At 57.2% G+C, this 14,525-nt stretch carries 12 protein-coding genes; 7 read left to right on the top strand and 5 right to left on the bottom strand.

The features are described 5' to 3' along the window. Positions 1 to 96 precede the first annotated feature (96 nt). From AC3WTM_RS15050 to AC3WTM_RS15030, 5 genes are all read left to right on the top strand, one after another. Positions 97 to 1,698, top strand: a complete 1,602-nt coding sequence (locus AC3WTM_RS15050) for an ABC transporter substrate-binding protein (protein WP_102669582.1) — start codon at positions 97 to 99, stop codon at positions 1,696 to 1,698. A 159-nt stretch (positions 1,699 to 1,857) separates the two neighbouring features. After that, on the top strand, positions 1,858 to 2,817 hold the full coding sequence (locus AC3WTM_RS15045; protein WP_102669583.1) for an ABC transporter permease: 960 nt from the start codon (positions 1,858 to 1,860) through the stop codon (positions 2,815 to 2,817). 3 nt (positions 2,818 to 2,820) lie between these two features. Further along, positions 2,821 to 3,648, top strand: a complete 828-nt coding sequence (locus AC3WTM_RS15040; RefSeq protein ID WP_102669584.1) for an ABC transporter permease — start codon at positions 2,821 to 2,823, stop codon at positions 3,646 to 3,648. Between the two features lie 2 nt (positions 3,649 to 3,650). Then, entirely contained in the window at positions 3,651 to 5,297 is a 1,647-nt protein-coding gene (locus AC3WTM_RS15035) for an ABC transporter ATP-binding protein (protein ID WP_102669585.1), read from the top strand. A 9-nt stretch (positions 5,298 to 5,306) separates the two neighbouring features. Continuing rightward, positions 5,307 to 6,008 carry an NAD(P)H-dependent oxidoreductase gene (locus AC3WTM_RS15030; RefSeq protein WP_102669586.1) on the top strand — a complete coding sequence of 234 codons (702 nt, stop codon included), beginning with the start codon at positions 5,307 to 5,309 and terminating at the stop codon, positions 6,006 to 6,008. 99 nt (positions 6,009 to 6,107) lie between these two features. Here the strand turns inward: AC3WTM_RS15030 and AC3WTM_RS15025 are convergent, their stop codons facing one another. Next, positions 6,108 to 7,208 carry an RHS repeat-associated core domain-containing protein gene (locus tag AC3WTM_RS15025; protein WP_102669587.1) on the bottom strand — a complete coding sequence of 367 codons (1,101 nt, stop codon included), beginning with the start codon at positions 7,206 to 7,208 and terminating at the stop codon, positions 6,108 to 6,110. A gap of 798 nt (positions 7,209 to 8,006) precedes the next feature. Here AC3WTM_RS15025 and AC3WTM_RS15020 point away from each other — a divergent pair. Next, positions 8,007 to 8,462 (top strand): YMGG-like glycine zipper-containing protein, encoded by a 456-nt coding sequence (locus AC3WTM_RS15020; protein ID WP_102669588.1) that lies wholly within the window; start codon positions 8,007 to 8,009, stop codon positions 8,460 to 8,462. Positions 8,463 to 8,749: 287 nt separating this feature from the next. Next, positions 8,750 to 10,366 (top strand): mechanosensitive ion channel family protein, encoded by a 1,617-nt coding sequence (locus AC3WTM_RS15015; RefSeq protein ID WP_102669589.1) that lies wholly within the window; start codon positions 8,750 to 8,752, stop codon positions 10,364 to 10,366. 88 nt (positions 10,367 to 10,454) lie between these two features. Here AC3WTM_RS15015 and AC3WTM_RS15010 read toward each other — a convergent pair whose 3' ends face one another. From AC3WTM_RS15010 to AC3WTM_RS14995, 4 genes are all read right to left on the bottom strand, one after another. Further along, positions 10,455 to 10,955, bottom strand: coding sequence for an outer membrane beta-barrel protein (locus tag AC3WTM_RS15010; RefSeq protein ID WP_102669590.1), 501 nt, complete (start codon positions 10,953 to 10,955; stop codon positions 10,455 to 10,457). 70 nt (positions 10,956 to 11,025) lie between these two features. Further along, positions 11,026 to 12,621, bottom strand: a complete 1,596-nt coding sequence (locus AC3WTM_RS15005; protein ID WP_102669591.1) for an EAL domain-containing protein — start codon at positions 12,619 to 12,621, stop codon at positions 11,026 to 11,028. Between the two features lie 263 nt (positions 12,622 to 12,884). After that, on the bottom strand, positions 12,885 to 13,898 hold the full coding sequence (locus AC3WTM_RS15000; protein WP_102669592.1) for a helix-turn-helix domain-containing protein: 1,014 nt from the start codon (positions 13,896 to 13,898) through the stop codon (positions 12,885 to 12,887). Positions 13,899 to 14,025: 127 nt separating this feature from the next. Continuing rightward, positions 14,026 to 14,358, bottom strand: coding sequence for a hypothetical protein (locus AC3WTM_RS14995; protein WP_102669593.1), 333 nt, complete (start codon positions 14,356 to 14,358; stop codon positions 14,026 to 14,028). Between the last annotated feature and the right edge of the window lie 167 nt (positions 14,359 to 14,525).

Genomic DNA, 14,525 nt, shown 5'->3' with positions numbered 1-14,525 from the left:
TTGGCGATTCAAACGTTGTATGCACCGGGCCATGGCCCGGTGTCTTGCGTGGTTTTGAACCGGTAATTCATTAGCTTTTTGATCAGGGACAATGCAATGAGCGATAACAAAAACAAGATTACTCAAGCGAACCATGAATTCAGTTTTCCGCGTAGAGACTTCCTCAAGTACAGCGCCGCTGCCGCAGCGGTGGCCGGGGCGTTCTCCATGGGCCTGCCGTTTGGCGCCTTTGCCGGGGAGGCCACGCCAAAACCCGGCGGTGTTCTGCGTCTGGGCCTGGCCGGTGGCAGCACCACCGACTCCAGGGACCCTGGCTCCTGGTCCGACACCTTCACCTTCGTCGGCTTCTCGGCGGTCTATAACACCCTGACCGAAATCGCCGTCGACGGCACGGCCATCCCCGAATTGGCCGAAAACTGGACCTCGACCCCCGACGCGCGTATCTGGACGTTCAAGATTCGTCAGGGTGTGACCTTCCACAACGGCAAGACCCTGACCGCCGACGACGTGGTCGCTTCGATCCAGCATCACCTCGGCGAGAAATCCACCTCGGCGGCCAAGACCGTGCTGGGTGACGTGGCCAAGGTCAGCGCCAACGGCATCGACAGCGTGGTGTTCGAATTGCACTCGGGTAACGCCGACTTCTCGTATGTAGTCGCCGATTACCACCTGGCGATCATGCCGAGCAAGGATGGCGCGGCGGACTGGCAGGCCGGCGCCGGCACCGGTGGCTATCGCCTCAAGGACTTCGAGCCGGGCGTGCGCATGACCCTGGAGCGCAGCCCCGATTACTGGAAACCGGGCCGGGCACACTTCGCCAGTGCCGAGTTGATTGCCATCTCTGACGGCGCGGCGCGGGTCAATGCGCTGGTCACCGGGCAAGTGGACGTGATCAACAAGGTCGATCTGAAAACCGTGGCGCTGCTCAAGCGCAATCCAAACCTGGTCATCGAAGAAACCAAAGGCGCCCAGCACTACACCTTCCCGATGCTCACCGACAGCCAGGTGTTCCAGAACAACGACGTGCGCCTGGCGATGAAGCACGCGATCAACCGCGAAACCCTGCTGGCTTCGGTGCTGCATGGCTATGGCCTGGTGGGTAACGACCATCCGATCCAGCCTGGCAGCCGCTTCATCAACACTGCGCTGGAGCAACGCACCTACGACCCGGACAAGTCGCGCTTCTACCTGAAAAAGGCCGGTCTGGATTCGCTCAAGGTTCGCCTGCAAGCCTCCGACGCAGCCTATACCGGCGCCGTGGATGCTTCGGTGCTGTTCAAGGAGCAGGCTCGCGCCGCCGGGATCGACATCGACGTGGTGCGCGAACCGGCGGACGGCTTCTTCTCCAACGTGTGGATGAAGCAACCATTCACCACTTCGTTCTGGTACAGCAGCCTGACCGCCGACCGCATGTTCAGCATCGGTTACGCCAAGGGCGCGGCGTGGAACGAAACCCACTGGGACAACCCGCGCTTCAATCAACTGCTCAACGCCGCTCGCGGCGAAATGAACGACCCGCTGCGCCGCGAGATGTACAACGAAATGCAGGCGCTGTGCCGGGACGAGGGCGGGGCGATCGTGCCGTTGTTCGCCAGTTCCGTGGCGGCGCGTTCGAACAAGGTTGCTCACGGCGCACAGACCGCACCCTATGGCGAGCTGGATGGCCTGCGGGTGATCGAGCGGTGGTGGCAGGCGTAGGCATTCGTCAACGATGAAGAACCACTGTAGGAGCGAGCTTGCTCGCGAAAAACGCCAAGGCAACGCGGGCACTCAGACAGCCCGCGTCATTGTTGACGTCCATCGCGAGCAAGCTCGCTCCTACAGTTGGAAACTGTGGTCTTCGTAAGGAACTGCGCGGTGAATAGTATTTTCAGGTTGCTACTTCAGCGTTTCGCATTGGGGCTGTTATCGCTATTCGCGGTATCAGTGATTATTTTCCTGGCCGTCGGCATGCTCCCGGGCGATATCGCCCAGGCCATGCTCGGCCAGTCGGCTACCCCGGAAACCGTGGCGGCGTATCGCGCGCAACTGGGGCTGGACCTGCCGCCATTGTCCCGCTTTGGCCAATGGATCTGGCACCTGCTGCAAGGTGATCTCGGCGTGTCGCTGGCCAACCAGCGGCCGATCGCCGAACTGGTGGGTACGCGTTTGGGCAACACCTTCAGCCTCGCCTTGCTGGCGGCACTGGTGTCGGTGCCGCTGGCTTTGCTGCTGGGGATGCTCGCGGCGTTGTACCGCAACAGCTGGTTCGACCGTTTGCTCAACACCTCGGCGCTGAGCGCGGTGTCGTTCCCCGAGTTTTTCGTCGCCTACATCCTGATCCTGGTGTTCGCGGTGAAGCTCAACTGGTTCCCGAGCATTTCCAACCTCGCGCCGGACGCCTCATTGGGCACGGTACTGGAGCGTTCGGTGTTGCCGGTAGCGACCCTGAGCCTGGTGGTCATCGCGCAGATGATGCGCATGACCCGTGCATCCTTGATCAACCTGCTGGCCAGCCCCTACATCGAAATGGCCCGACTCAAGGGCATCAGCCAGTCGCGGATCATCTTCCGTCACGCCTTGCCCAATGCCCTGGCCCCCATCGTCAACGTGGTGGCGCTGAACCTCGCGTACCTGGTGGTTGGCGTGGTGGTGGTCGAAGTGGTGTTTGTCTATCCGGGGCTCGGCCAGTTGCTGGTGGACTCGGTGGCCAAGCGTGACATCCCGGTGGTGCAGGCCTGCAGCCTGATCTTCGCCGCGACCTACATCCTGCTCAACACCAGTGCCGATGTGCTGTCGATTGCCAGCAACCCACGCTTGATGCATCCGAAGGGGTAGACTATGAGCCTGTTAAAACAAGTGTGGCAGGCGCCCCTGAGCGCCAAGTTCGGTTTGTTGATGATCCTGCTGTACGTGCTGGTGGCCATCTTCGCGCCGGTACTGGCACCGTTCGGCGAAACCCAGGTGGTGGGCGAGGGCTTTGCCCCCTGGGGCGGGCAGTTCCTGTTGGGCACCGATAACCTCGGGCGCGACATGTTCAGCCGCCTGGTCTATGGCGCGCGCAACACCCTGGGCATAGCCTTCCTCACCACCGTCCTGGCGTTTCTGCTCGGCGGCTTGAGCGGCCTGATCGCGGCGATCAAGGGTGGTTGGGTCGACCAGGGATTGTCCCGGGTGGTGGACATCCTGATGGCCATTCCGCAACTGATCTTTGCCTTGCTGATTCTCAGCGTGGTCGGCACCACGGCGACGTCGCTGGTGCTGGTGATTGCGCTGCTGGATGCGACCCGGGTGTTTCGGCTGTCTCGTGCTGTGGCGATGAACGTGGTGGTGCAGGATTTCGTCGAAGCCGCACGCCTGCGCGGTGAAGGCCTGTGGTGGCTGGTGACCCGCGAGGTGTTGCCGAACGCGGCGGCACCGCTGATTGCCGAGTTCGGCCTGCGTTTCTGCTTCGTGTTCCTGTTCATCAGTGCGCTGTCGTTCCTCGGCCTGGGCATCCAGCCGCCCACCGCCGACTGGGGCAGCATGGTGCGCGACAACGCGGTGCTGATCACCTTTGGCGACATCAGCCCGTTGCTGCCCGCCCTGGCCGTGGCCTTGATCACAGTCAGCGTCAATTTCGTCGTCGACTGGATGCTGCACAAATCCAGCGGCCTCAAGGAATGCTGAACATGACGACCTCAAAACCTCTGCTGGAAATCCGCAACCTGCACATCGAAGGGCATTACGAAGATGCCTGGCATCCGCTGATCAAGGGCATCGACCTGACCCTGCAACGGGGCGAGGTGCTGGGGCTGATCGGCGAGTCCGGCGCGGGCAAGTCGACCCTCGGCCTGTCGGCCATGGGCTACACCCGCGACGGCTGCCGGATCACCGGCGGCTCGGTGCACTTCGACGGCATCGACTTGCTCAACGCCAAGCCTGAGGCCCTGCGTAAACTGCGGGGGCTGCGTATTGCCTATGTGGCACAGAGCGCGGCAGCCTCGTTCAACCCGGCCCATCGCCTGATCGACCAGCACGTCGAAACCGCTGTGAAAAACGGCGGCATGAGCCGCGAGCAGGCCATGCGCGAGGCGGTGGAGTTGTACCGGGTACTGCGCTTGCCCAATCCCGAAACCATCGGCCAGCGCTATCCGCATCAGGTCTCCGGCGGCCAGTTGCAGCGGGTCATGACCGCCATGGCGATGGCCTGCCATCCGGACCTGATCATCTTCGACGAACCGACCACCGCGCTGGACGTCACCACCCAGATCGAGGTGCTGGCAGCCATTCGTGACGCGGTCGCGACCTATGGCAGCGCGGCGATCTACATCAGCCACGACCTGGCGGTGGTGGCGCAGATGGCCGACCGCATCATGGTGCTGCGTCACGGCAAGCTGGTGGAAGAGGCCGAAACCCGGCAGATGCTCGGTGACCCGCAGGAGGACTACACCAAGTCGTTGTGGGCGGTGCGCAGTTTTCGCACCGAACCCAAGGCCTGTCCGCAGCAGGAACAACCGCTGTTGGAACTGCGCAACAGTTGCGCCAGTTATGGCCAGCAACCGGTGCTGCACGACGTTTCCCTCAAGCTCTACCGTGGTCAGACCCTGGCGGTGATCGGCGAGTCTGGCAGTGGCAAAAGCTCCACCGCGCGGTTGATCACCGGTTTGCTGCCACCGACCTACGGCCAGGTGCTGTACGACGGTGAACCCTTGCCGGCGGACTTTCGCCAACGCAGCAAGGAGCAACTGCGGCGCATCCAGATGATCTACCAGATCCCCGACACCGCGCTGAATCCGCGCCAGCGCATCGTCGACATTATCGGCCGGCCGCTGACGTTTTATCTTGGCCTCAAGGGTAAAGCCATGCGCGCCCGGGTTGCCGAACTGCTGGAGATGATCGAGCTCGACCCCGCGACCTTCATGGATCGTCAGCCCCGGGAGCTGTCCGGCGGGCAGAAGCAACGCATCTGCATCGCCAGGGCCCTGGCGGCCGAGCCGCAACTGATCATCTGCGATGAAGTGACCTCGGCCCTCGACCAACTGGTGGCTGAAGGCGTACTGAAATTGCTCAACCGCATCCAGCAGCAACTGGGTGTCGGCTATCTGTTCATCACCCATGATGTTGCTACTGTGCGGGCGATCGCCGATGAGGTATTGGTGATGCAACGGGGCAGGGTGGTGGACCACGGCTCGCGCAGCCAGATCTTCACCCCGCCGCATCAGGACTACACCGGGCTGCTGTTTTCTTCCGAACCGCAAATGGATCCCGACTGGCTCGACCGGTTGCTGGCCACGCGCGCTTCCACACCTTCAACCGATACGCTGGAACAAGTCTAAGGAACCACCATGAAAGTACTGATCGTCCACGCTCACCCGGAGCCGCAATCCTTCACCGCCGCCCTGCGGGACCAGGCTGTCGCCACGCTTGAAGCCCAGGGCCACGAAGTGCAGGTCAGCGACCTGTACAAAATGAACTGGAACCCGGTGGCCAGCGACGCGGACTTCTCGAATCGGGAAAACCCCGAATACCTGGTCTATGCCCTGGAGCAACGCCTGGGCGTGAAAAGCCAGTCGCTGGCGGCGGATATCCAGGCTGAGCTGGACAAACTGCTGTGGGCCGACCTGCTGATCCTCAACTTCCCGATCTTCTGGTTCTCCACCCCGGCCATGCTCAAGGGCTGGATCGACCGGGTGCTGGTGTCGGGCATCTGCTATGGCGGCAAGCGTTTCTACGATCAGGGTGGTCTGGCCGGCAAGAAAGCGCTGGTAACCGTGACCCTGGGCGGGCGTGAACACATGTTCGGCGAAGGCGCGATTCACGGCCCGCTGGAGGACATGCTGCGGCCGATTCTGCGTGGCACCCTGGCTTACGTCGGGTTCGATGTGCTGGAGCCGTTCGTGGCCTGGCATGTGCCGTACATCAGTGACGAGGCGCGCCAGCAGTTTCTGGTGGATTACGGGCAGCGACTGCAGCATCTGAGCGATGATCAGCCGCTGGTGTTTCCGAAACTGTCGCAGTTCGATGAACAACTCCATCCGCTAATGTAGATAGCAACTTCCAGTGTCTGATTAAAACAATACCCATCGATTGTTCCTCTGTGTGAGAGCAATTCGATGGGCTCTGGAGTGACCGGCGTACCTGTACCATTAACGGAAGTTTTGAGCTCTAATCGATCCTTTCCTGTTGTCCAATGTGGTTTGTTCTAGTCGTATGGCTGATATGCGTTGCTGATAGTTTTTCGCTAGTTTTATGAGTTGGTTGTGGTCTCGTCCTATATTAACGTAACTCCCATTTGAAGCGGCCCAATCAAGTGTTCTTAAATCCAGGTGGCCGTGAAAATCACTGACTTCTTCATAGAATTGTTGAATGGTATCAGTCTTTGATTTTTGAAATTTGGCTTCGCTCTCTATGATTTTCTTTATTGAGCTTGGTATCTCGTTGGAGTCTATTTTGTCATATGAATTGATAGCGTCTGCCGCAATACTTTGCAAGGATCTTTGTCGTGGTTCTGGAGGTGGAGCGTAGGCATTATCCATATCAGTTTTAAAGGTTTTGTTCAGTAGTTTTTTGTTCGCGTCGAGTTTTTTTGTTATTGATTTCATTTCCCTTTTAGCACGCATTGCCTGCCAGATCGATATTTCTGGTCGTATCTTTTCTGTGTAGCCACCTATTTTTATTTTTCGTGTGAATAATGCTTTGAAGAAAACTGATGGCGATTGTCCATCTGGGTCGCCTTGATTTACAGGATCTCCCAAACAATATGTATATGCATTCAATCCTCCCTTCCCAAATGGACTAAAACTATCCGGACTATTGAATCGCATCAATACCGGATTAAAAGCCCGATACCCATTACCCAACAAATAATGCCCGGTCACCGGGTCTGGCCGTTCGCCATTGAACCCCAGCAAACTGGACAAACCGCTTTCGGCGGGGCGATGGCCGCAGGGGGAATAGGCGATGGGTTGTCGTTGTTGGCCGCTCTTGAGCGTGTTCAGCACCGAGCGTTGCAGGTCCGTGGCTAGCAGGGTGGTATCGAGCCCGCCGTCCTGACGCTGTTGCTGCGCCAGCAGCCAGCCACCCTGCTGGACAATGGAGTGTCCGATGGCACCCTGTACCTCGGTGGCCAGACGGCTTTTGCAGTAGAAGCGATGACGTTCCGGGGTATCGGACAGATTGTGGCTGGTGAGGCGATCCAGTGGATCATAGCGATAACGGCAATTCAGGACTTTTTGAGGGGAAGACATGGTGACTCCTACTCTCAGGGACGTGAATGCCTGAGTTTGGGCTCAGTTGCTTTCGGTGGGTACTAGCAGAACTGATAGGAAGGGGGCAGAAAATTGCGTAGGTTGCACTTATGCCATCGCGAGCAAGCTCGCTCCCACAGGTTTTTGGTGTGTGCCAGATATTCTGCAGCCTGCTGTTCCGGATCTGTTTAACGGCTGTCAGCGTTACTTCCAGCAAGCTACGACGGCTTGCGTCATTGCCTACAGCTACGCCAGAATCCGCCGGCTTGTGCGTCTTGGAGCCGGGTTCTATCGTTTGCCGGTCGCTGGAAAACAACAGCGATCGGGTTTGGTAGCCCGGTTATCTAGGCGCAGAGCACCACGCTTTGCAGAGTATTTTGTCTCTGCTTAATGGTGGCGATGCATAGGGCGTCTTCGGATGCGCCGGGTTCCTGGACCGGTCTACCAACCTGCGTATGGCCACCACCCCTCGTTTGGTATTGGCAGTGAATCGGGCGCTGGATCGGCTCGATCCGGCTGAGTAACCGCACATCCGCAGATCACCAATAGACCTGTAGGAGCGAGCCTGCTCGCGATATCGGCCGTACATTCGACATTTATGTGCCTGATACACCGCCATCGCGAGCAGGCTCGCTCCTACACAACTACCACCGCTTGTTCGGAAGTCCTTCTGTGCGGGGCCGTTGAACTACACTTTTCAGTTACTCCACCCGATCGGCAGGCGACGCATGGCGCCGCTTGCCGCCCGCCAGTCGACCCAAAGGCTTGCCCGTTGTGGCAAGCCTGTCGGAGATCATCATGAAACGATTTTCACCGGTCAGCCTATGTATCGCATTGTCGATTTTGAGTGCCCCGGGTTGGGCGCAATCGGTGGTGCCGATGAAAGGGCAAAGTTCGCAACAAACCCAGGCCGACATCAACGAATGCAACAGCATCGCCGCCAGCCAGAGCGCCTCGACGGCTTCCACGCCTTCCGGCGGGAGGATCAAGGGGGCTGCTGTGGGGGCGGCCGCTGGCGCGACGGCTGCCCAGGTGCGCGGTAATCAGCATGACGACGCTTATGATCGTGTCGACGATGACAGGAAACAGGACTATCGCCAGAACCGCGCCAAGGAGACGGCGGCGGCCGGTATGGTTGTCGGTGGTTCACGCCAGCGTCAGGAACGCCGGGAGCAATCGAAAACCACGCAGGCGAATACCACGACGGCTTACACCAGCTGTTTGCAGGGCAAGGGTTATCAGGTCAATCCTTGAATCAGGTATGGAACACATTGTGGGAGTGAGCTTGCTCGCGATGGCGGCGGTACATTCGACATCCCGGTGTCTGACCCACCGCTATCGCGAGCAGGCTCGCTTCCAGAGGGATTTTCAGTGTTTCGAGAATTCGGTCAAGAGCACAATTTCCGGGGATTGAGCTGCTGTTTCAAGAAGACGGACGGATAAGGAAACGGCCTGTAGCTGCAATCTGACAACCGTTCATCGGTGAACTACGCTGCGTTACGTACTCTGGATTTGAATTTCGTGACGTAAGGATCTGACACATGCGGAGCAGGCTGCTCGCTGTATTGGTTACTGTTTTCGGGATGTTTTGGTCGGTGCAACTGTGGGCCGAAGACGCACCGAAAGTGGTCGATGCTCCCGTTGAATTGAAAGTGGCCAACCGCAGCATCATGGTGTTTCGCGCGACCATCCTCGGTGAAGCCCCGGCCTCGCGGGTCAAACGGGCGAAAGCGGTGATCGGTGAGGCGCTGGATGACGCCGACGACCTCAATGTCACCCTCGACCCGATCATGAAAAGCTACATGGTGCTGCTGGGAGCTCGCCGTGCTTTTATCGTTTCGCCCACGGATGTCGACGAGACCGAATTCGACTCGGTGCAACTGGCCGCCGAAGCCGCGGCCGACAGGCTGCGCCAGGTCGTGGCCGAAACCCGGGAAGCCCGTAGCTTGCAGTTGATCCTGCGTGCCGTCGTCGCTGCGTTGCTGGCCACCGGCATCTATATCGCGCTGCTGTTCGGCATGTCGTACCTGCGGCGCAGAGTGCTGCAGAAACTGCCTGAACTGATGCATCGGCACACCCAGGCGCTGAAAGTCGGAAAGGTTCCGCTGATCGACGCCAACTTCCTTTATCCATTGGTCAGCCGCGTGCTGGAGTTGCTGCGCTGGGGCATCGTGCTGCTGCTCTCTTACGAGTGGTTGGGGTTTGTCCTGTCGCGGTTTCCCTATACCCGGCCTTGGGGTGAAAGCCTTAACAACTATCTGCTGGAAGTCGCCGACTATTTGCTGCAAGGGATTCTAGGGGCCATCCCCGGGCTCGGCGTGGCGCTGGCGATCTTTTTCATTGCGCGTGGCGCGACAGCGTTCTCTCGCCGGATACTGCGCCGCATGGCCACGCCCGGCACCTTCAACTGGCTGAACCACGAAACCCTGAAACCGACTCAGCGCCTGACTTCGCTGGCGATCTGGTTGTTTGCCCTGGCCATGGCTTATCCCTACTTGCCGGGTGCGGGTACCGATGCGTTCAAAGGCTTGTCGGTGCTGGTCGGCCTGATGATCTCCCTGGGTGCTTCCAGCGTCGTCGGGCAGGCGGCGGCCGGATTGATCCTGACGTACACCCGAACCCTGCGTCCTGGTGAGTTCGTGCGCATTGGCGAGCACGAAGGGACGGTCACTGAACTGGGCATGTTCACCACAAGCATTCGTACCGGCCTGGGCGAAGTGCTGACCCTGCCCAACTCGATGATCACCGGCACGGTCACCAAGAACTACTCACGGGTCGTACAAGGCCCCGGTTATGTGGTCGATACCGTAGTCACCATCGGTTATGACACCCCTTGGCGGCAGGTCGAAGGGATGTTGCTGGAAGCCGCCAGACGCACGCCCGGCGTCCTCGAAACCCCACCGCCGCAGGTGTTTCAGACGGCATTGTCGGACTTCTACCCGGAATACCGGTTGGTGGCCCAGGCCATACCCAGCCAGCCTCGACCGCGCGCCGTGCTGCTGAGCATGCTCCACGCCAACATCCAGGATGTGTTCAACGAGTACGGTGTGCAGATCATGTCGCCGCACTATTTGGGCGATCCGCAACAGGAGAAATGGGTGCCCAGGGACAAGTGGTACATGGCACCTGCGCAGGAATCGAAGGAAACCTTGAAGTAATGGCAGGGATGGGGGCAGGTAGTGCGAGGACGAACATTGTGCAGGGTGCGATGAGCGACCCGGGGGAGGCCGCTCAGTTGTAGCGGTGTCAGAAAAGCATATAGGCGGATGCAGTCGTCTGATTCAGGTCGATCTCTCCGACCTCCAGGACTTCGTATTCAGCGCGCAGGCCGATGTTGCGAAAGACATCGAACTCGACGCCGAGGCCGTAGGTCAGGTCAACCCCGGTATCGTCGTCGGTGGCATTGCCGTCGGCGTCCCAGGCGTGGGCACCGACACTGCCGAATACCCGCAACCGATCGCCCAGCGGAAAGCCGACATGGGCGGCAGCCTGAGCCGATTTACCATCGAAATCGACATTCTTGTCCTTGAATTGACCCAGGTCGACGTAAGCCCCCTCGAAGGCCAGGTAGCTATTGACGCGATACCCGGCATAAACCTTGTAGCTGGTGTCGTCGTCGTCCAATCTGGATTCGTCGGTCTGTATGCTGCTTACGCCAGCTCCAAGATATAAACCTTTGTCATCAGCGAGCGCCTGAAAAGACAGCAGCGATAGCAGTGAAGCGAAGCCAAGGTTTCGAAGTAGCATGGGTGGTGGAGTCCTTGTTCAGGTTTGTCTGGTGTTAGGGTTCGGCGAGCATTTGAGGGGCCATGAAGGGTTAATAAAAATCATTGATTGATATTTTTGAGTCGTAGGGCGGGACGTTTTCCGGACATTGAAAGTAGCGTCTTGCCAATGCTTGAATTGGCAGCGCTTTGGAGAACAACCAGCCTTGCGCCAATAGAACCCCCTCCGAGACCAGATGCGGCAGTTGCTCCTGAGTCTCGACACCTTCGGCCACGACTTTGAGTCTCAACGACCTGGCCAACCGGGCAATGTGGCGCCACAAGGCATCCTTGGCCGCGATCTTGTCGTCGGCGATGAATGAGCGATCTAATTTCAGAATGTCGAAAGGCACTGAATCGAGGAGCGAAAGGTTGGAATAGCCGATACCGAAGTCGTCCACGGCAATGCGATGTCCGCACGCACGAAGCCTTCGCAATTGCAGGGCGGCAGGCTTCTGATCGATCAGGGTCCTTTCGGTGATTTCAAAAGCCATGGCAGACACTGGCATGTTGTAGGTTGCCAGCACGCTGGCTACGTAGTCTGGAAAACTTGGGTCCTGGATATCCTGGGAGCAAAGATTGACCGTAATGTAGAAGTCCTTGCACGCCCAAAGGTAGGTGCTGTAATCCTCTGCCACTTGTCGAATCACCGAACGTGTAAGTACGCGGATCAAGTCAGATTTTTCCGCCACCGCAATGAAAACATCCGCAGGCACTTGGGTACCGTTGTCGTTCCAGCGAGAAAGTGATTCAGCGCCCACCAGATAGCCCGTCGTCAGGTTGACGATAGGCTGGTAATGAACATCCAGCCTGTTGGCTTTCAGGGCATTGCGAAGCCGTACGGCGGTAGAGGTGTAATGCCGTTGGGCACACCATGCGAGCAAAGACAGCGCTGCGAACACGCACACAAGGCCAATGAATAATTTGAATTTGAGACTTGTCAGGTAGCTCAATGGAAGAGAAATGACAGAGATCAGTTCATTTCGGTTGCCCGCAAAGGCGATGAGGACCTTGTCTGCCGAAGTAACCAGTTCCTCCAGGTGGAACGGTTTCTGCATCGTCAGCGGTTTTTGGCCCGTAGAAGCAATGGGCACTGCGCCGCCGGGGCCGATGAGGTCCAGTTGCATGGACTTGGGAAACTTCAAGTTGTCGAGCAGGATCTTCTTGTTTGCCCAGACGTAGGTCGACTGTTCCGACACAATGATAAAATCGGAGTCCGCAGAAACCGTGTGGCCAGCATCCACCCAGTAGGTTCGCTTTCCAACGGAAAACTTGCGCTTGTCGCTATCGGCCAGTATCGGTGGAGGTGCTTGTCCGTAGGAGGAACAGATCTTGCCATTGGGCAACTGGATGGCCGCTTGATCAACAAATCGCAGATTCTTGACCAGATCAGCCAACTGTGAGTATTGCTCTACGGAGCATTCCTGACCCGAGCGATCGAGATTGCCGAGGGTTTCCAGTACTTTGTCGATCTGCGCATTGGGCTCCACTTGAGCAGCCCGCAGATCGGCATAAACGTTATTCAACTTCCGTGCTACTAATTGATCCGCCAGCCCTCCAGCACAGAACCATGCGGCCCAACCTGCTGCTGCAATCAGACATACAGTGACGGTATACCTTCCAAGTAACGCTTTATATGCGGCAACCATCGAAAAACTCCGAGGTGTCATTAATTCACTGTGCTTTCTGTAGTCACGGATTAAGCAACTTCAGTACCAATCAATTACCCATGCCAACAAGATGCCGCTGGCATAGACGGTAATACACAGTGCGATTTTCTGCTTGAGTGGCAGTGTGTTTATTCGATGATGCATGCTTATCTCCTTGTATAGGCAAATAAGCAATTTTGGGTACTTGTGGTTGATCAAGGAAAGTCATTAATCATCATTTTCTCGGCTTTGATAACCGCCTGTTAACGATAATTTCTATCCCCGACGACCTGGTTGTAAACAGATGAGGTCGTGTTCCTTGGCCTGGCTGAGTTGCGCTTGGCCGTTTCCGACGGTGTCTCTCCGTAAGCCAGTTGATACGCCTTGGAAAACCGGCCCAGATGGTGAAAGTTCCAAAACATCGCGGTTTCTGTGACGGTAGGCCACGTTTTATTGATCAGGTCGCGACGGGCGCTTGCGAGTCTCAAGTTTCTGATGTAGGCGATTGGCGATATCCCGAACGTTTCAATAAAGCCAAAATGCAAAGTGCGTGTGGTGGTTTCCAGTTGCCTTACCAGCGACTTTATAGTGAGCGTTTTTTTTGTGTTTTCATGGATGTACTGTATGGCTTGTATCGCCACCTTTCTTCTTGTCGGGACTTTGCGAATGAAGCGGCCAGCAGGCGTCAACGACTGTAACAGAGAAGCGAGTACCGCACTTTCAATCGCCGAACCCTCTGATTCGCTACGCTGTGTTGGAGCAGCGTCGTTGATGTCGACACAGCAAGCGCTGATAGCTTGAATGGCCGATTGTATGAATTGAAAGTTTTCAGCTTGGAAGCTGTGTTGTGTTCTGTTTGCAAGGATATCTATGACAGAGTGATTTTGACGGCACCGCTCATAGTTTTCCAGTGTCGTGGTGATGGTGAAAAGTGTTTCATTCGGTTCGCAGGTGTAATGCACCGATTCATCACTGTGCAGTACGATGACTTCGTCAGGCCGTAGTTTTTGGTTGTTTACGACGGGGCGGCCAATCGGTGCCTGGGAGATGGCGAATGTTACGAATCCGGCAGGGACAGAACTGACCAGCGTCACGGATGAGTCGAACTCAAGGCGACTGCACTGCAATTGCGGACTGTGAAAGAGTTTGTGTTGCCGAATGCGCGCTTCATGCTCGGTCGGAATAAGGCTGATTTCCCATTTGCCTATTGTTCTGTTCAGTTGGCTCGGCAAGGCAGAGGACAAATGAAAGATCTCGTCGGGCGGTGCGATACTCATGAAATTGAAGGCTCATCTGTTAAATGATAAGGATCAAGCCTGACGGGCAGTTATGGAGAAGATACGCGATTAGGCGTTCTTGCTGTCGGTGAGATCGACCCCATTGCCATTGGCTTTGAACGGATTGTCAGAGTCCCCGGATCAGTTCCAGTTCCGCCGAAAATGCGTACTTGCTGTCCAGCGGTGAGTCGTCCATGTGTTGAACCTTGCGCGGATCGATTTTCGAACTGAAGATCTGCGATTGGGGTTTCATCGGGTCAATGGCTGCTGCTGTAAAGGCGTAAAAGTCGTCGACACGATAACCGTTTTTTACCTGATAGCCAGTTTTCACAGTAGATGGGGCCTTTTTGTTGGTTTCGACACTCGTCAATTTGGCACTGTAGACACCCTTGTCGTCGGCCATGGCCTTGAGAGAAAGCAATAAACCAAACGACACGGTGACGAAGTTTTTCAGTAGCATCGAGGCGATTCCTTATTAACAGTGTATTCAGGCAGCGCAGAATGTCAGCTGCATCTCTGCCACGACTTGGGCTGCAAATAATCTCACTTCGATGGTGCCTGCCAAAGTCAATAACTCATATTTTCCAGGTCGTCAGAAGAGGCCAGTCAGAACTTGCCCCGGTGAAT

The sequence above is a fragment of the Pseudomonas sp. EU05-FHT14B02 genome (assembly GCF_058791055.1).
This window is presented reverse-complemented; position numbering and strand designations above follow the sequence as displayed.

Excerpts from the sequence above, each read along its gene's own strand:
- AC3WTM_RS15050 (WP_102669582.1), top strand. The coding sequence starts at position 97 with ATGAGCGATAACAAAAACAAGATTACTCAAGCGAACCATGAATTCAGT.
- AC3WTM_RS15040 (WP_102669584.1), top strand. The coding sequence starts at position 2,821 with ATGAGCCTGTTAAAACAAGTGTGGCAGGCGCCCCTGAGCGCCAAGTTC.
- AC3WTM_RS15035 (WP_102669585.1), top strand. The coding sequence starts at position 3,651 with ATGACGACCTCAAAACCTCTGCTGGAAATCCGCAACCTGCACATCGAA.
- AC3WTM_RS15030 (WP_102669586.1), top strand. The coding sequence starts at position 5,307 with ATGAAAGTACTGATCGTCCACGCTCACCCGGAGCCGCAATCCTTCACC.
- AC3WTM_RS15025 (WP_102669587.1), bottom strand. The coding sequence starts at position 7,208 with ATGTCTTCCCCTCAAAAAGTCCTGAATTGCCGTTATCGCTATGATCCA.
- AC3WTM_RS15020 (WP_102669588.1), top strand. The coding sequence starts at position 8,007 with ATGAAACGATTTTCACCGGTCAGCCTATGTATCGCATTGTCGATTTTG.
- AC3WTM_RS15015 (WP_102669589.1), top strand. The coding sequence starts at position 8,750 with ATGCGGAGCAGGCTGCTCGCTGTATTGGTTACTGTTTTCGGGATGTTT.
- AC3WTM_RS15010 (WP_102669590.1), bottom strand. The coding sequence starts at position 10,955 with ATGCTACTTCGAAACCTTGGCTTCGCTTCACTGCTATCGCTGCTGTCT.
- AC3WTM_RS15005 (WP_102669591.1), bottom strand. The coding sequence starts at position 12,621 with ATGGTTGCCGCATATAAAGCGTTACTTGGAAGGTATACCGTCACTGTA.
- AC3WTM_RS15000 (WP_102669592.1), bottom strand. The coding sequence starts at position 13,898 with ATGAGTATCGCACCGCCCGACGAGATCTTTCATTTGTCCTCTGCCTTG.
- AC3WTM_RS14995 (WP_102669593.1), bottom strand. The coding sequence starts at position 14,358 with ATGCTACTGAAAAACTTCGTCACCGTGTCGTTTGGTTTATTGCTTTCT.